This window comes from Vicinamibacterales bacterium, assembly GCA_041659285.1.
Classification (GTDB): domain Bacteria; phylum Acidobacteriota; class Vicinamibacteria; order Vicinamibacterales; family UBA2999; genus 12-FULL-67-14b.
The window spans coordinates 246681-264479 of sequence record JBAZYO010000008.1 but is presented as its reverse complement, the minus strand read 5'-3'; the positions used below and the strand labels follow the sequence as shown (position 1 = coordinate 264479).

Below are 17799 nucleotides of genomic sequence, written 5' to 3'. Positions count from 1 at the left end.
TCTCCGAGGCGGGCGCCGCGGCCATCGCGGCGGCGGCGAACATGAGGGCGGCCACGTGACTGGACCTGCGGCGAATCATCGGGCACCTCCGGCCGCCGGCTTGGGTGCGGGACGGCTGTCGATCGACGTGCGGTTGGCCGGAACGAGCCATCGTCCGGCCGCTGCCTTGACGTCATCCAGGGTGACCTTTTCCAGTTCCCCGAGGATGGTGTTGATGCGACCCGGGTCGTCATCGAACAACGCGAAGGCCGCGAGCAGGTTCGCCCGGCCGAACCTCGGCATGCCGCCGCTTTCGAGGTCGTCGAGGAAACCCGAGCGAATGGTGGTCTTGGCCTGTTCCAGCTCGGCCGGGGTAATGCCTTTCTCGCGAACCTCGGCCAGCACGCTCTCAATCGCGGCCAACACCTGGTCGGCGGTCTTGTCGTTCAGGTAATCGACCCGCATGGTGTAGAGCATGGGCCCCTTCATGTCGAAGTTGTTGCCCAGGAAGTTGAAGCCGCCCTGCGACGCCATCGCCAGGCGTTCGTCGCGCACCAGCTTGCGATACATCCGCGCGCTGTCGTCGCTGTTGAGCAGTGGATCGAGCACGCTCAGCGCGAAAAAGTCCTTCGACATGCGCGCCGGCAGGTGCCACGCGGCGGCCAGGGCCGGGGTGCGGGCGAGCTTGTCTTCGCGCGCAAAATGCCGGCTGGCGGCTTGCGGCGGCTCGGAAACATCGTCTGGGGGCGGCACCGGCTGGCGCGGAATCGAGCCGAAGTGCTTCTCGGCCAGGCGCCGCACCTCGGCTGCCGTGGTGTCGCCGACCACCACCAGCACCGCGTTGTTCGGCGCGTAGTAGGTCTTGAAGAAGCTGCGGACGTCCTCGAGGGTGGCGGCCTCGAGCTCACTGAGGTCGCCGTAGAAATTGTGGGCGTTGTGCCAATTGGTGTTGGCGCGCCCCCAGATCTCGATCCACTCGAACCCGCCATGCGGCTGGTTGAGCACGTTGACGCGCACCTCTTCGCTGACCACGTTCTGCTGGTTCTTGAGGTTCTCGGCGCTGACGTCGAGCGAACGCATGCGATCGGCCTCGAGCCAGAGGGCGCGTTCGAGGGCATTCACCGGCAGCGACTGGTAGTAGTTGGTGTAGTCGAACCGCGTCGAGCCGTTGACGACGCCGCCGGCCTCCTGCATGAGGGAGACGTGCTCCATCTTCTTCACCTGCGCCGAGCCCTGGAACATCATGTGCTCGAAGAGGTGGGCAAAGCCGGTACGCCCCTTGGGCTCGACCCGGAAGCCGATGTTGTACATCACCTCAACGAGCGCCACCGGGGCGGCGTGGTCTTCACTGACCACGACCTTCAGCCCGTTGGGCAGCGTGAAGTAGTCCACCGGCACCTTGAAGTCCTGCGCCGACGCGGGCAGCGCGGCCATGGCCACCAGTAACGCCGACAGCAACTCGACCAGTCGTTTTGGCATGCGGTTCACCTTGTTCCCGAAAGCATAGACGACGGCAGGGCGCCAACGGTTGCGTGGCCCGGGCAGGGTCCGGAAACGGCAAGGGCGGCCACCTGGCCGCCCTTAGAACCTCTGAACCCGAGAACCTCTGAACCGGTTCAGGCTTCTTTGCCCTGCACGACTTCGACGGCCGAATCGCCGCCGTACTGCTGGAGCAGCGACAGCATGCCGGTGTAGAGGAAGCCGACCTGGAACAGCATCAGGAACGGCACCGTGCCGTAGATGCCGTTGGCCAGCGCGTAGAACAGCGTGGCGGTGAAGTAGAGGCCCAGCGCCAGTTCGATCATCGGCTGCACCGCCACCGACTGGCGGTACTTCTTCTGGCTCCACTCGTCGCCGTTGGCCTCGACCGCGTACTTCGGCGTGCGCACGAACTCGCTCGGCTTGTGGAACAGCGCCTCGAACACCGCGCGCGTGTTGTTCACGGCGAGGCCGATGCCAATCGACATCAGGAACGGCAGGTACTTCAACCGCTCGGTCCAGGTGTCCGGGTACAACTCACGCTGGCAGACCATGTAGAAGTTGGCCACCGACGCGGTCGCCGCAAAGAACAGCGGGATGTCGATCAGCAACATCTCGTACCAACCCATGTTGTAGCGGATGACCATCGACGGCGCCATCAGCACCGACAGCACGCACATCAGCGGGTAGTTGAAGTTGGCCGACAGGTGGAAGAACGCTTCGGCCTTCACCTTGAAAGGCTGATCCGACTGCAGAATGCGCGGCATCAGCTTCATGAAGGTCTGGATGGAGCCCTTCGCCCAGCGATGCTGCTGCGACTTGAACGCGTTCATCTCCACCGGCAATTCGGCGGGGGCAACGTGATCCTGCACGAACACGAACTGCCAGCCGCGCAGCTGCGTGCGGTAGCTGAGGTCGAGGTCCTCGGTCAAGGTGTCGTGCTGCCAGCCGCCGCCGTCGGCAATCGCGTCCTTGCGCCAGATGCCGGCGGTACCGTTGAAGTTGAAGAAGCAGCCGCCGCGATTGCGGCTGCCGTGCTCGAGCACGAAGTGCGCGTCGAGCAGCACGGCCTGGATCTTCGTCAGCAGCGAGTAGTCTTCGTTGATGTGGCCCCAGCGCGCCTGCACCAGCGCGACCTTGGGATCGGTGAAGTAGTGCACCGAGCGCATCAGGAAGTCGGGCTTCGGAATGAAGTCGGCGTCGAAAATCGCGACGTACTCGCCGCGGCACACCTTCAGGCCTTCATCGAGCGCGCCCGCCTTGTAGCCGGTGCGGTCTTCGCGGTGGAGATACTTGATGTCGATGCCCTGCAGCGCGTGGCGACGCACGGCCAGCTCGGTGATCTGCCGCGTCTCGTCGGTGGAGTCGTCCAGGACCTGGATCTCCAGCTTCTCGCGCGGGTAGTCGATCTGGCACACCGCGTCGATCAGCCGATCGACCACGTACATCTCGTTGTAGAGCGGGAGCTGGATGGTGACGACGGGCAGCTCGTCGAACGCGCCCTTCGGAACGGGCTGCTCGTGCTTGTGCTTCATGTACTGATACACCAAGTAGTACCGGTGCCATCCGTACACGGCCAGGATGAGGAGTACGAAGAAATATAAAGCGAGTATGAGTGTTTCGACTACGGTCATCTATGAAGGAGGCTTCTGCCTCTTAATCCAGTCCATTATTATAAGAATCGACCGCCAGTAAAGTCAACAAAACACGGACGATAGCGGATTGCGGTGACCGCGAAAAGCCTACGAAAGTGCAGCCGCGGGCAACGGCCGGGCGGTGGTCGATTCGTCCCGGAAAGCCCAGCGAAGAATCCGATCCGCGAAATACGGCGGGCAATCGATGTCGGACCGGCTCAGCAGCCCCTTGGCGTCCTGGCCAATCAGCGCGGCGTAGTCGTGCCCGAGGGCGGCGGAAAGCGTCCAGAAACAGCGACTTCCAGCGGATGCCGGGCTGAAAATCTCGGCCACCCTGGTCCCGGGCCGGCACCAGGCGATGTTGGTCAGCCCGCCGCCGTGCGGGCCAACCACAACCCGGGCCCGCGCGAACAGGCGCACCTGGTCGGCAAACGACAGCCGTTCGGCCTCGACCATCCGGAATCCGGCCGCCTCCAGGCCGCCCCAGAGTTCCGCTTCATTGGTGATCCGGCGACGGCCCGCGAGGCGCCGCGTCACATACAGTTTCTCGCCGGCGGTCGGGGCCGGATCGACGCCGACCGCGGCGAGCACGGCCTGGCGCACCCACGCAATGGCCTCGGGATCGTGATCACCGGTCATTGCCGCGGGAGGCGCGTAGTAGAGCTCGTCGAACACCCAGCCGCGGCCCGGGGAGAACTGGACACACCGCGCGCGATCGACGCCGACCGCGGCCAACGCGTCCCACTGCCACGGTTCCATCGCCCAGGGCACCAGGAATCGCGTGCCGGCCGGCAGCAGCTCGAGCACGCGATGGAATCGCGGCAGCACGTCGCACAGCCAATGGAAGTACCCGTGCGCGAAGAACAGCAGGCAACTGAACCATGGCCCCTGCTGGCGCCGCGGCGGAACCAACCGCCGTCGCCGGTAGGCGGCGCTCGGAAACACGTTGTCGGGATGCCACACCGGTTCCACGAACAGCGACCCGTCGGTGAGCTCGATGAACCCCTTGTCGTCGAGCACGGTGGCCCGAGAGAAGACGATGAGCGCGCCGTGAAACGTCCCTACCGGCTCGAAGCTCGGTGCCACGCCGTCGTGCGCCAACAGCAGTGGTTGAGGCCACGATGGGCTGACCTCGCGCCGCAGACCGTCCCGGACGAGCCGCGACGCGGGAGGCAATTCACCGTACCGATCCATCAACCGCCAGCGCAGCGGTGGCGGGCGCCGGGTGGTGGCAAGTTGCCGGAGTCGATCCAATGCCTTCAAGACGTCATCTATGATGAAGTGTCCTTGGCAATGTCCACAACACAGATCGAATCGGCATGACACCCGCAGAACTCCGCGCCCTCCTCGAGCAGGTTCGCCTCGGCCGGACCGAAACCACTGACGCGTACGAACGGCTCCTCGGGGTGTTTCGCGACCAGCCCTTTGAGGACCTCGGGTTTGCGAAGGTGGATCACCATCGCTCAATGCGTCAGGGCTTTCCCGAAGTGGTGCTCGGCCTGGGCAAGACACCGTCGCAAATTGCCGCCATCGCCGGGCAGATCGTCGGGCGGGGCCATCCGCTGCTGGTGACGCGGGCCGACGACGCGGCGTGGCAGGCCGTTCAAGCCGCCGTGCCTGAAGCCGAATATCACCCGGTCGCCCGCGCCATCACCGTGAAGCGGGAGATGCCGGCCGGAGCCGGAACCATCGCGCTCTGCTCGGCCGGAACGTCGGACCTGCCGGTGGCCGAAGAAGCGGCGGTCACCGCCGAGTTGATGGGGAACACGGTGGATCGGCTGTACGACGTCGGCGTCGCCGGCATCCACCGCATCCTGAAACAACGCGCCCGCCTCGAATCCGCGCGGGTGATCATCGTCGTCGCCGGCATGGAAGGCGCCCTGCCGAGCGTGGTGGCGGGAATGGTGAGCGTGCCGGTGATCGCGGTGCCGACCAGCGTCGGCTACGGCGCGAGCTTCGGCGGCATCGCGGCGCTGCTCGGGATGCTGAACTCGTGCGCCAACGGCGTGTCGGTGGTGAACATCGACAACGGCTACGGCGCCGGGTGTATCGCGTCGATGATCAACCATTTGTAGCGAATTTAGTGATTTGGAGATTTGGTGATTTGGAGATTTGCAATCGGGATTTGACGACTTCGGGATTTGGCGATTTGCCGCCCCGAGCCGGCGGATCACCAAATCACCAAATCCGCAAATCCTGATCACAAATCACCAATTCACGAGATCACCAAATCACCAAATCATCATGCTAGCTACCCGCACGCTAGAGTTCGATCGCATCGTCGATGCCGTCACCGCGCTGGCCCTGACGCCGCTGGGCGCGGCGGCGCTGTCGGCGCTCGAGCCGTCAACCGATCCGACGGCCGTCGTCGCCGCACAGGCGGCGACCAGCGAAACGGTGCGCTTTCTCGAGCGCCATCCCCTGTTCCCCCTGCGCGCCGGCGACAGCCTGCCCGAGGCACTGGCGTCGCTGGCGATCATCGGGCGTCCGCTGGAACCGCTGCAACTGCGGATGCTGGCGGACTTCGTGGACTCGGTGGACCAGGCCGGCGTCAGCGTGCGCCGGGCCGGCGGCGACTTCCCCATCCTCGGCGGCCTCGTCGCCCACGTCACGTCGTTCAAGGACGAAGTCGCAGCGGTGCGTTACGCCATCGATCCGGGCGGCGACGTGCTGGATCAGGCCAGCCCCGAGCTGCGGCGCATCCGCAACGAGCTGCGTCAGAAGCGCCAGAAGCTGCGCGGCACGCTCGAGCAGTTCACGCGCGGCAGCTCGGCGAAGTACCTCCAGGACGAGGTCGTCACCGAGCGGAACGGCCGCTTCGTCCTGATGGTGCGCGCCGAGCATCGCGGCAACGTGCCGGGCATCGTCCACGGCAGCTCGACGACCGGCGCCACGCTGTTCATGGAGCCGGCGGCCACCGTCGAGATCAACAACGACATCGTCGAGCTCGAGGATCGCGAGCGCGAGGAAATCTTCCGCGTCCTGCTCGAGCTGACCGACCGCTTCCGCGACCGGCCCGGTGATCTCGCGGTGATTCGGGACGTGGCGCGCGACCTCGACACGCTGCAGGCCAAGGCGCGCTACAGCTCGAAGCTCAACGGCATCGAGCCGGCGTTCACCGGCGACACCAGCCTGGAATTGAAGGGCGCGCGCCATCCGATGCTCGAGCGCGCGGTGCCGGTGGACGTGCTGCTGGATCCGCCCAACCGCGTGCTGCTGATCACCGGCCCGAACACCGGCGGCAAGACGGTGGCGCTGAAGACGGCGGGGCTGTTCGCGTTGATGGCGCAGGCCGGCTTGCACCTGCCGGCCACGGTGGCGCGGCTGCCGGTGTTCCGGGCGGTGTTCGCCGACATCGGCGACGAGCAGTCGATCGAGAACAGCCTCAGCACGTTCTCGTCGCACATCACCAACCTGGTGTCGATGGATCGCGAGTTGCAGCTGCCGGCGCTGGTGCTGCTCGACGAAGTCGGCACCGGCACCGATCCCAACGAAGGCGGCGCGCTGGCCACCGCCATCGTCCAGCACTTCCGGCAGCGCGGCGCGCTGGTGATGGCGACGACGCACTTCGATTCGGTGAAGACGTGGGGCATCGGCACCGAGGGCGTGGCGGTGGCGGCGTTTGCGTTCGACCCGCAGAACTTCGCGCCGACCTACCGGCTGATCTACGGTGCGCCCGGGCGCAGCCTGGCCATCGAGATGGCGCAGCGGCTCGGGATGCCGCAGGCCGTGATTGCGGCGGCGCGCGGCTACCTGAGCGACGACCAGAAACGGCTGCAGGCGCACCTCTCGCGCCTCGACGCGCAGGCGCGCGCGCTCGAGGCCGACCGCACCAGACTCGAGCGCGAGAGGCGGGTGTTCAACGAGACCAACGCCGCGCTGGCGCAGCGCGAGCGCGCCCTCGCCGAGCGCGAAGAGGTCTTCAAGAAGCGCCTCAACGAACGTCTCGACGATCGCCTGCGCCAGGCGCGCCGTGACGTCGATGCGGTGATCGATCAGCTGAAGGAACGATCGGAGGCGCTCGCGGAAAAGGCGTCGCTGCGCGCCGCGATCAACACCGGCGAGTCGGGCGCGGCCAAGGCCGAAGCGCGCGCAGAGATCGATCGGATTGTCGAAGACCTCCGTCATCCCGACGCGAAGGGAGCCGCCGCCGCGGCGGCTCAGGGCGCGAAGGTGGAGCCCTTCGTGGGGGCCAAGGTGTCACTCGGCATGGGCCTCGAAGGCACCATCGTCTCGATCGACGGCAACCAGGCGGAAGTGGACGTGCGCGGCAAGCGCATGCGGGCGAAGCTGAAGGACGTGCGCGTGATTGGCGGTCCGCCTTCGCCCAAGGCTTCGGCGGGACGAGTCCGCGTGAACGTGGACCTCAAGCCGCGCGAGGGCATGCTCAGCGAGCTGAACGTGATCGGCCTGACCGTGGACGAGGCGGTCGATCGCCTGTCGCGCTTCCTCGACGACACGCTGGTGACCGACGTACAGCAGATCCGCATCATCCACGGCCACGGCACCGGCGCGCTGCGCAAGGGGCTGCAGGCGTTCCTGAAGACCCACCCGCTGGTTGAAAAGCACTACCCCGCCCCGGACAACCAGGGCGGGGGTGGTGCCACGATCGTCGAACTCAAGGACTGACCCTGGTGGCTCCAGTCAGCCAGGTGGACCCCATCGACCCCATCGCACCACCATCCGCACGATGAGGCGCGGCCCTTGTTCGGCTGCGCCTCATCAGTCTCGGCAAGCGCTACAGTTTCTGCCAGACCACGATCCGCAGCCTGACCTTGTGGTGGCGCTCGTCGTCGTCGATACGCCCGTCCGCGAGTGTGCCGAGCCGGCGGTAGCCTGCCGGAGCCGGCATGCCCTCGGGCATCAGGAGCAGTGAGCCCGGGACGGGTGCGCCTGCAGGCCCCTCCGGTCCTGCGTCGCCTTTGTCACCTTTGTCACCCTTCGGGCCCTGAAGGCCAGTGGGCCCCTGAAGACCGTCAGTCCCCTGGGCGCCGGCGGGTCCTTGCAGCCCGGCTGGCCCCGGCGGGCCTTCGGGTCCCGCCGCGCCAGGAGTTCCGGCCGCCGACGGCAGCGCAACGAACACCGCGACGGAATCGGTCGCCGAACGCGCCAGCCCATCTGTGATCGCAACCTCGAAGGTATGGACACCGACTGGAAGGCTCATCGCCACCGTGTGAGCAGTGGCGCCGGTGATCGGCACGCCGGCGAGCGTCCAACTGTATGACACCTGCTGTGGTGCATTAGTCGTGGCCGCCGACAAGGTCACGGTCGCGCGGCCGTAGGCGTCGGCGGTAACTTGAATGTCCGCGCCGGCGTCGACCGTCGGCGATGGGGGCTGTGGACCAATCAGGATCGCGCTCGTCGAAATGCCGCCGCCTGTCAGTCCACCGGCGACGAGCGCCATGCCGCTTGGGAGCGCGATCACCGGGAAACCGCCCGCCCGCGGGTCACCGGTGAGGGCGAACTGGCGGAAGGAGCCGTCCTCGAACACCTCGGCCGTACTCGGGCTGTCGTTCCCGCCAACGATGAGTATCCGTCCGTCGGCGAGTCTTGTCGCGCCGTGTGCGCGGCGCGCGGAATTCAGGGCCGGCCCCTGCGAGAAGCCCGAGGCCACATCGTAAATCAGCACGGTCGTGGGGTCGGCGTTCCCCTGGCCGCCGGCGACCAGAACCCGGCCATTCTCCATCAGGGTCGCGCTGAAGTTGGCCCTGGGCCCGCCCGGCATGGTGCCGAGGGACGCAAAGGTGCCGGTCAGCGGATCGTAGATCTCGGCCGTCTCCACATAGGACCGTGTGTAACCGCCGAGCACGAGGACCCGGCCGTCGTTGAGCAATACGGCCTGGTGGGCCGCTCTGGCCTGCACCAGGGAGCCACTCGCCGTGAATGTGTCGGTGTGTGGGTCGAAGATCTCGGAGGTGTCAGAATACTGACCTGGGGCGGTACTGCCCCCCACGATTAGGACGCGGCCGTCATTGAGCCGCGTCGCGCTGTGGCCCGACCGCCCCACGATGAGCGAGGGGCCGGTCGCGAATGTGCGGGTGCCGGGATCGTACAACTCCGCCACGGTCGAGTTGTTGCCTCCCGCAAGCAGCACCCGTCCGTCGGCCAAGGTGACTGCGGTTAACTCCATGCGGGCAAGAGATAACTGGGCAGTCAGGGGCTCAAAGACACCGTCGGCATAGATCTCAGCACCGGCGAGAGGGCTTGTGCCATTGTGGCCGCCAGCGATCAGGACGGATCCGTCCGCGAGCAGCGCCGCCGCATGGGCGGTTCGATGGCCGGCCAACGGGTCGGTCTGGAACACACCAATCGGCGACCCGGCCCACACGGCAACGGTAAGAACGAACAGGCCCAGCACAAGACTGGTGGTAAACCGGACGGCGTTGTGTGTTGGGGTCACGACAGTTCTCCTTCTACCGCGCTGAACAGCGGCTCGGCAACCTTCTGATTGTGGGCCAACGTCCGGCACGCTGAGGCGATCCGGGCGGAGGCTGTCACCAAGCCGTCGACGGTCACATCTGAGCGACTTTCTGTTTCGCACAACTCGCACTATACGGACCTGTTTGGGACCCGCACCAGTGCATGTACATGCGCCCGCCCGCCGCGCATGTCGGTGTGCCCAACGGACGTGATGGGATGGGGAGGCGTCGGTGGTTAGTGAACCGGCCCGGCGCTGGTCGGGCCGAGGGCGAGCGGCAGGTCGCTCGGCCGCGCCATCACCGCCGCGCCGAGACTGCCGATCAACCCAGCCACGAATGCGGCAGTGGTGCCCACCTGCTGATACAGGTCCGGCAGGAACAGGGACGGCACCACGGTGGCGGTCACCGCCTGCAACGCCGCGACCGCGCACAGCATGGTGGTCCCGCCGAAGGCGACGATGCGCACGACGCGGTGGTGATCCCCGGCCACGCCGATCACCCGGCCGGCCAGCAGTCCGGCGGTCAACGCCAGCACCGGCGCGGCGGCCGGCCACCAGGCCAGCAACTTCGGGACCCGCGACAACAGGTGGACGCCTTCAAACCGCAGCAGCCAGTCGGTGACGTTGACGACGAAGACCACGTAGAAGCCGAGCAGGAACAGCATGATCAGGCCGAGCATGGCGGGCTCGAGGCCGGACATGCCATGCGCGCGTACCGGGCGGGCGATGGCGACACCAGCGGCGGCGAACACCTGCCGCCAGTACCACGCGCGCGAGCGGCCCGACGCGAACTCTTCCAGCAGGTCACCGTGCAGCGCGTCGTTGGCGGGATCCACCCACTCAAGCAGGGTCTGGGCCAGAACCGGCGGATGTTTCGGGGTCATGCGCGGCCTCCTCTCAATTGCGGCAGGTTGGCCCACAGCGCGGTGAGCGCCTGCTGGGTGTCTTTCGTTTGGGCAAGGCCCTTGGGCGTGAGGCTGAACATCCGCTTGGCCCGGCCGCCACGCTCCGGCGTGGGTTCCCCGAGCGCCGAAGCCACCAGCCCGCGAGACTCCATGCGGTCGAGCGCGGCGTAGATGGCGGCCAACTGCGCCGAGCGGCCTGCGGTTTCTTCGAGTTCACGCGCAATCCGTACGCCGTACGCGTCATCGCCCACGCGCAGGATCGCCAGCAGGATCATCAGCTCGAAGTCGGTCAGCAGGCGGCGGCTCATTTGTTTACTTATTGTGAAGTAATGATGCCGGCAAGTCAACTTGGCTCGAAAGCGCCCAAACGCCGTGACTTGGCGAGGCCCCTCAGCAGGTAGAATTCGTGGTGATGATCGGCCGGTTGTTCTTGATCAGCTGTCTGTTGACGCCACTGGCGGCGGAAGCGCAGGGCGGCTTCATCGTCGATCGCTGGAGCATCGAGGACGGCCTGCCGAACAATGCGCTGGCCAGTGTCCTGCAAACCCGCGACGGCTACCTGTGGGTCGCGACGTGGGCCGGTACGGTTCGGTTCGATGGCGCGCGCTTCACACCAGTGCCCGTCGCCCTCCCCAACGTTCACGCGCGCGTGGTGTTCGAGGACTCTGGCGGCGCCGTGTGGATTGGCGTGGCCGGCTCGGGCCTGGTGCGGTGGCACGGCGGCGAACGGCGGGTCTATACAGCGGCCGACGGGCTGGCGGGGCACGACGTGCGGACGATCGTGGAGGATCAATCGGGTCGCATCTGGGCGGGTACCGAGAACGGCGTCACGGTGATTGGACCGGATAGCGTCCGCGCGGTCGAGATCGGCCGCTCCCAAGCACAGGTCACGGCGATGGCGCGGTCGCGCAACGGGGATATCTGGATCGCCAGCACGGGCGGCCTGTGCCTGGTTCTCGCCGGCACGGCGAAGTGCGACGCGTCGCCGGTGCCGGTGGCGGGCCGGGTCGACGCGGTGCTCGAGGATCGTGAGGGCCGGCTCTGGATCGGCACGCCGCAGGGCCTGCTCGTGAGCGGGTCTGAGCATAGCGGCTGTCGCCAGCACTGCCTCATGAGCGACGGCATCACGTCGCTGATTCAATCGCGCTCCGGCGACGTCTGGGTGGGGCTTGGCACGAGCGGCGTGGCGCGCATTCATGCCGGCGGCGTCGAACGATTTGGCTCGGCCAACGGGCTTCCGGCCGGCACGGTTGTCGCCCTCGACGAAGACGCCGAGGGCAGCGTGTGGGTCGGCGTCTATTACGGCGGGCTCGCGCGCATCAAACCCAAACGCGTGCTCACCTACTCGACCGCCGATGGCTTGCCGGCCGAGGCCGTCGGTTCGATCGTGCAAGATCGCAACGGCGCCATCTGGGCCGGGCTGCAGTGCGGACCGGTCGCGGTGTTACGCAACGGCCGGTTCGTGCCGCAGTTCGCGGACCAGATGCGTGGCGCCTGCGCGTGGGTGCTGTGGCCGGCGCGCGACGGCACGTTGTGGATCGGCACGCGCGGCAGCGGGCTGTATCGCTGGACGGGCCGGCAACTCGATCATTTCGACATCGCCCAGGGTCTGTCCGACGACCACATCTCCGCGCTGTTCGAGGACCGCGACGGCACCATCTGGATCGGCACCGAGCTCGGCGGCCTGCACCTCTTCCGCGACGGCCGATTGTCTCGCGCCTACGGCACCGCCGACGGCGTGGCCACGCCGTACCTCGCGAGCTTCGCGCAAGATCGCGACGGCCGCGTCTGGATCGGCTCGAACGCCAACGGGCTGTCGGTCTATGAGGACGGCGCGTTCCGCACCCTGCCGCCGGGTGACAGCCCGCCGACCCGCAACATCTCGGGCCTGCTGGTCGACAGCCGCGGCGACCTCTGGATTGGCAGCGCCGCCGACGGGCTGTTCCGGCGCCGCCACGGGCGCTACGAAGCATTCGGCGTCGCGCAGGGCCTCGGCGATCGGCTGGTGGCGGTCATGATTGAGGACGCGCAAGGCGATTTATGGATCGGCACGACCCGCGGCATTTCCCGTCTCGAACGCGACCGCATCGAGGCCGTCGCCGATGGGCGGGCGGCATCGCTCGATCCCATCATCCTGGACCGCGCCGACGGCATGCGGAATCCCGAAGGATCGGGCGGCGGTCTCGACCCGTCCGGACTGCGCGATCGCAACGGACGCCTGTGGTTCTCGACGATTGATGGCATTGCGGTGATCGATCCGGCATCGTTCTCCACCAACCAGATCGTGCCGACGGCGATCGTCGAGGAGGCCATGCTTGATGATCGGCCGGCGGTGCGCCAGCCAGACGGCGGTATCACCGTGCCCGCGGGCACGGCGGCCATCGAGTTGGCCTACACGGCGTTCAGCCTCATGGCACCGTCAAAGGTCCGCTTTCGCTATCGGCTGGCCGGCTTCGACAACGCCTGGCACGATGTCGGCCCGCGCCGGGTCGCGTACTACAGCCGGCTGCCGCCGGGACAATACACGCTCGAAGTGCTGGCCGCCAACAACGACGGCATGTGGAGCACCAGCCCGGCCACGGCGCGGCTGGTCGTGCTGCCGTTCTTCTGGGAGCGGCCGGCGGTTCAGGCCGCGGGCCTCGGCCTGCTCCTGGTCACCACCGGCTTGATCGTGAACAACGTGGCGCAACGGCGAAGCCGGAGACGACTGGCCGACCTGGAGCGCGAGCGCGCGATCGAGCGCGAGCGCGAGCGCATTGCCCGCGACCTGCACGACGACCTCGGCTCGCGGCTCTCCCACATTGCCTTGCTGGCCGATGGCGACGCCCCGCCCACGCGCGTGTCGGCCGCGGCGCGCACCGCAATCGAGACGCTCGACGAGCTGGTGTGGACGGTCAACGCCCGCCAGGACACGGTCGAAGGCTTCGCCAACTACGCGGCGCGTTTTGCCGAGGAACACGTCAGCTCGGCTGGACTGCGGCTGCGCGTGCAACTGGCCCCGGACCTGGGCGCGTTCGAGCTGCTGTCGGAGACCCGGCGTCACCTTTACCTGGCGTGCAAGGAAGCCATCAACAATGCCGTCAAGCACGCCCGGGCGACCGAGCTTCACATGGCGGTGGCCGTGGATGACCTGGGGCTGCGGCTCGAAGTGGCCGACAACGGCCGCGGCCTGGGTGCGGAGGGTGATCCCACGGGCAACGGCCTGACCAACATGCGCGAACGGATGGCGAGCGTCGGCGGGACGGTCGAGGTCGGCCCGCGCCCCGAAGGCGGAGTACGCGTGACCTTCCGGGTGCCGGTCACGAAACCGGCCCGGCAGTAAAGGCCTGCCCCGCCGTCTTGTCCGCCGTAGCTTCAGCGAAGGCGGAAGCCTTGGCGGAGGCGGGCTTGCCCCCGCCGTAGCCCGTGGCGCGCGGGCTTGCCCCGCCGTAGCCTTGGCGCGCGGGCTTGCCCCGCCGTAGCCGTGGCGCGCGGGCTTGCCCCGCCGTAGCCTTGGCGAAGGCGGGTGCATGTTCATGCACTGTCGATACGGCGGCCGGGCAGACATAGTGGAACAACGAATGAGCATCACGGTAGGGATTGTCGAAGACGACGCCGAACTCAGGGCGGCATTCGCGCGGCTGGTGGCCGACGCTGACGGCATGACCTGCGTTGGCAGCTACGGGAGCGGCGAAGACGCGCTCACCGCCCTGCCGGCTCAGCCGCCCACCGCGGTGCTGATGGACATCAACCTGCCGGGCATGACCGGCATCGAGTGCACGCGGCGCCTGAAGGACGCTGCACCCGGCCTGCATGTCGTCATGCTGACGACGTTCGATGACAGCGACCGGGTGTTCGAATCGCTCAAGGCCGGCGCCGCCGGCTACGTGCTCAAGCGGGCGCCGCGCGACGAGATCGTGCGCGCCCTGCGCGAGGTCTGCGAGGGTGGCGCGCCGATGTCGGGCGCCATCGCCCGCAAGGTGGTCCAGTACTTCCGACAGACCCAGGCCGCCCCGGAGGTGGGCACCCTCACCGACCGGGAGCGCGCCGTGCTCGACGCCCTCAGCGAAGGCCAGCAATACAAGGAGATCGCCGACACGCTCGCCATCTCCATCAACACCGTTCGCAAGTACATCCGGAGCATCTACGAGAAGCTCCACGTCAACACGCGTACCGAAGCGGTCCGCAAGCTCGGGCGCCTCTAAACGGCGGCAACCCGTCACACTCGCAGGATAGAATCGGGCGCCATGGCGCCACGCGAGCAAGGTCACATGCCCCGTCGCGCCTGGCAGGTCTGGCTGCACGCCGTGTTTCTCATCAGGCCCGGCGCCGAGACCATGACGCCGCTCTTCGTCTGGGCGCCCCTGGCCCTCATCAGCATGACAGCGGCCGCCGTGGTCGCGTTCCAGCAGAACTCGCTGGCGGATCTCTGGCTGGTTCGCGAATGGCTTCGCTACTGGCTGGCCGGCGGTGACCCCTTCACGCATTACCTCGGCGAGGTCGACTACCCACCAACCGCGTTCTTCGTGCTGTGGCCGCTGGCCCTCCCTGGCGACGATGCGGTCCGGTGGCTGTTCGTGCCCTTGGCCATCATCACCATGGCGGCGGCGGGCTTCGTGCTCCTGCGCTGGCTGTCTGACCGCGCCGGCGTAACGCTGGCGTGGTACGAGCAGGCCGCACTCGTGGCGATGCTGCTGTCGGGAGGATCGGCCCGCGGCGGAATCTGGCGCGGACAGACGGCCGCCCTGGCGGTGTTGCTGGGGGCGCTCGCGCTGTATTGGTCAAGGCGGCGGCCGGTGGCCGCGGCGGTGACGCTCGCCATGTGCGCCTACAAGCCCCACATCGCGCTTGGGTTCGCGTTGGCGATCTTCTTCACCGAGCGCCGCGCCGTGGTGTGGTGGGCGGGCGGCATCACCGTGGCCATGTGGGGAATCTTCGCCGCCTCGGTGGAACAATCGCTCGCCGGTGTGCTGAACCTCTACACGCAGAGCCTGTTCACCCTTTACGACGGCCCGGATCGCGTCCGGGGATTGCTCAGCATCCGGTTTGTCATCGAAGACTTTCTGGAACACTACGAGAGAGGCACGGTGGTCTACGCGGCCTTGGCCCTGATCACCCTCACCTTGATCGGCCTGGCGGCCCGGCGCCGGTTCGACTCCGCGGGACGTACGACCATTGCCGCGGCCTGCCTCCTGTGGCCGCTGCTGTTCCTGCCAAATCAGCTGTACCACGGCGTGCTGGCGTGGCCGGCGATTTGGCTCCTGATGTGGCCCGAGGTACAGCCCGTGCGGCACTATGGCCTCCGCATGGTCGTGATCGTGGGCTTTATCACCTTCAGCGTGCTCGATGTCCCCCGTACCATCCGGATTTTCAGCGGACCGGAGAGCGCCGCGGGGATCGCGTCGTATTACCTGAGCCCGTTGCGGCTGGCCCTGGTGCTGGGACTCATCCTGAATGCGCTCCGTCAACCACACGCACTCCAGTTCTGGCGGTCGGCCGCCTGACAACGCCGTCGGCCGAGCCGGCGCCATGCGCTAAGCTGAGGTTGTCCGTTCGAGGACGCCGACGGCTGTAAACCACGTGGCCCTGTTCCCTCAGAGTTTCATCGACGAAGTCCGCTCGGCAGCCGACATTGTGGCCGTCGTGTCGGACTCCGTCTCGCTGCGCAAGGCCGGCGCCACTTACAAGGGCCTGTGCCCGTTCCACGGCGAGAAGACCCCGTCGTTCAACGTCAACCGCGACCGCGGCTTCTTCCACTGCTTCGGCTGCGGCGTCGGCGGGGACGTCTTCAAGTTCATCGAACTGCAGGACAAGATTGGCTTCCAGGAGGCGGTCCGCACCCTGGCGCAGCGCTTCGGGATTCCGATCCCGGAGATGGAGGCGACGGGCGAGCAACGCGAGACCGCCGCCGAACGCGAAGCGCTCGTCAAGATTCACGAAGTGGCGGTGACCCACTTCCGCGAGCAGCTGGCGTCGGCCGCGGGAGCCCGCATCCGCGAATACCTGCTGAAGGATCGCGGCCTCACGCAGGAGACGATCGACCAGCTGCAGCTTGGCTTCGCGCCGCAGGGCCGCGACGCGCTGCGCCAGCGCCTCGTGAAGCAGGGCTTCTCTCCGCTGCAACTGGTCACCAGCGGCCTGGTCAGCCGGCGGGACGATGGCAGCGAGGGCGATCGGTTCAGAAACCGCCTGATGATCCCGATTGCGCGCGACACGGGCACGGTGATCGCCTTCGGGGGACGGGCTCTGGAAAAGGATCAGCAACCGAAGTACCTTAACTCGCCCGAAACGCCGATCTACACCAAGAGCCGCACGCTCTACGGCCTGAACCTCACGAAAGGCGATCTGCGCAAGGTGCGCTACGCGATCATCGTCGAGGGCTATTTCGATTTCGCGCAGGTCTACCAGGCGGGTGGCTTCCCGGTGGTGGCGACGTGCGGCACCGCGTTGACGGCGCAGCAGGCGCAGATCCTGCATCGCTTCACGTCGAAGACGGTGCTGTGCTACGACCCCGACAGCGCCGGCCAGACTGCGGCCGAGCGCAGCTCGGAACTGCTGGTCAGCGAAGGCTTCGTCGTGAACGTGATGACGCTGCCGGGCGGCGGCGATCCCGACACCTTCATTCAGAAGCACGGCGCGGACGGGTTCCGCGATCAGCTCAAGCACTCGCGGCCGTACCTGGAATTCCTGCTCGACCGGGCGGCGGCCGGCCAGGATCTGACCCGCGACGACAACCGGCGTGAATTCCTGACCAGGATGCTGGGCGTGGCGGCACGCATTCCGGACCCCGCGGTCCGCGATCAATTCGCGGATCGCCTCGCGCACAAGGCCCGGGTGACGGAAAGCGTGGTTCGAGCCGAAATCAGGAAGGCGGCAGCGGCCAGGAAGACCGAGCTGCCGGCCGAGCGGGTGCCGAGCCTGCAGGGCAACGTCAGGAAAGCGGAAAAGGGCCTGATTTGGAGCCTGGTGCACGACCCGGCGGGCACGCTGAAGTGGCTGAATCAGCTGGAACCAGAAGACTTGAAAGGACTTAGCACGGCGAACATACTGCGGACGGCCCAGGAGCTCACGGTGCGGCCCGAGGATGTGCCTGGTGCGCTCATGGAGCGTCTAAGTACTCAGGAGGCGGAATTGCTGGCCTCCGTGGCGGCTGAGCCCTTCGCTCCGGCCATCCTTCCGGATCTGTGCGTGGTGGCAATTAAGTACGTCCGGCTCGAGCGGGAATTGGCGGACGTCCAAAGAGAGCTCAACCGCTTGCAGAATATGGGGGATAGCGGCCCGGCATCGATGGCGCTGCTTGAGCAAAAGCAGCGAATGGTCCGTCTGCTGGAGGCGATGAAGCCGCCAAAGGAGCTACAATAGAGGGCTCCGCACTCTCGAGGACATTCCTACGGGATTGCCTCCA

Annotated in this window: 12 protein-coding genes; 6 read left to right on the top strand and 6 right to left on the bottom strand. The window is 67.0% G+C overall.

From position 1 onward, the window contains the following. Positions 1 to 75: 75 nt before the first annotated feature. The 3 genes from WC815_15300 to WC815_15290 form a co-directional block, all read right to left on the bottom strand. Positions 76 to 1458 carry a pitrilysin family protein gene (locus WC815_15300; GenBank protein MFA5910146.1) on the bottom strand — a complete coding sequence of 461 codons (1383 nt, stop codon included), beginning with the start codon at positions 1456 to 1458 and terminating at the stop codon, positions 76 to 78. 137 nt (positions 1459 to 1595) lie between these two features. Further along, positions 1596 to 3092: a cellulose synthase family protein gene (locus WC815_15295; GenBank protein ID MFA5910145.1), complete on the bottom strand. Its 1497-nt coding sequence runs from the start codon at positions 3090 to 3092 to the stop codon at positions 1596 to 1598. 108 nt (positions 3093 to 3200) lie between these two features. Continuing rightward, positions 3201 to 4286, bottom strand: coding sequence for a glycosyltransferase family 61 protein (locus WC815_15290; protein ID MFA5910144.1), 1086 nt, complete (start codon positions 4284 to 4286; stop codon positions 3201 to 3203). A gap of 125 nt (positions 4287 to 4411) precedes the next feature. On the opposite strand from WC815_15290, the gene larB reads away from it, so the two are divergent. Then, a complete protein-coding gene (larB, locus tag WC815_15285; protein MFA5910143.1) occupies positions 4412 to 5167 on the top strand; it encodes a nickel pincer cofactor biosynthesis protein LarB in 756 nt (251 codons plus the stop codon). Between the two features lie 169 nt (positions 5168 to 5336). Beyond that, the gene (locus WC815_15280; protein MFA5910142.1) at positions 5337 to 7721 is read left to right on the top strand and encodes an endonuclease MutS2; all 2385 of its coding nucleotides are present in this window, start codon (positions 5337 to 5339) and stop codon (positions 7719 to 7721) included. A 109-nt stretch (positions 7722 to 7830) separates the two neighbouring features. On the opposite strand, the gene WC815_15275 is transcribed toward WC815_15280, so the two are convergent. The 3 genes from WC815_15275 to WC815_15265 all read right to left on the bottom strand — a co-directional run bounded on the left by WC815_15275 (position 7831) and on the right by WC815_15265 (position 10723). Then, positions 7831 to 9492 carry a kelch repeat-containing protein gene (locus WC815_15275; protein MFA5910141.1) on the bottom strand — a complete coding sequence of 554 codons (1662 nt, stop codon included), beginning with the start codon at positions 9490 to 9492 and terminating at the stop codon, positions 7831 to 7833. Positions 9493 to 9746: 254 nt separating this feature from the next. Then, on the bottom strand, positions 9747 to 10394 hold the full coding sequence (locus WC815_15270) for a hypothetical protein (protein MFA5910140.1): 648 nt from the start codon (positions 10392 to 10394) through the stop codon (positions 9747 to 9749). Continuing rightward, positions 10391 to 10723: a PadR family transcriptional regulator gene (locus tag WC815_15265; GenBank protein ID MFA5910139.1), complete on the bottom strand. Its 333-nt coding sequence runs from the start codon at positions 10721 to 10723 to the stop codon at positions 10391 to 10393. Before WC815_15265 ends, WC815_15270 begins: the two co-directional genes overlap by 4 nt. A gap of 104 nt (positions 10724 to 10827) precedes the next feature. On the opposite strand from WC815_15265, the gene WC815_15260 reads away from it, so the two are divergent. The 4 genes from WC815_15260 (at position 10828) to dnaG (ending at position 17756) form a co-directional block, all read left to right on the top strand. After that, positions 10828 to 13737 carry a two-component regulator propeller domain-containing protein gene (locus WC815_15260; protein ID MFA5910138.1) on the top strand — a complete coding sequence of 970 codons (2910 nt, stop codon included), beginning with the start codon at positions 10828 to 10830 and terminating at the stop codon, positions 13735 to 13737. A 238-nt stretch (positions 13738 to 13975) separates the two neighbouring features. Further along, positions 13976 to 14599, top strand: coding sequence for a response regulator transcription factor (locus WC815_15255; GenBank protein ID MFA5910137.1), 624 nt, complete (start codon positions 13976 to 13978; stop codon positions 14597 to 14599). 42 nt (positions 14600 to 14641) lie between these two features. Further along, complete coding sequence (locus WC815_15250) at positions 14642 to 15898, top strand: glycosyltransferase family 87 protein (GenBank protein ID MFA5910136.1); 1257 nt, start codon at positions 14642 to 14644, stop codon at positions 15896 to 15898. 76 nt (positions 15899 to 15974) lie between these two features. Further along, complete coding sequence (gene dnaG / locus WC815_15245) at positions 15975 to 17756, top strand: DNA primase (protein ID MFA5910135.1); 1782 nt, start codon at positions 15975 to 15977, stop codon at positions 17754 to 17756. Positions 17757 to 17799 lie beyond the last annotated feature (43 nt).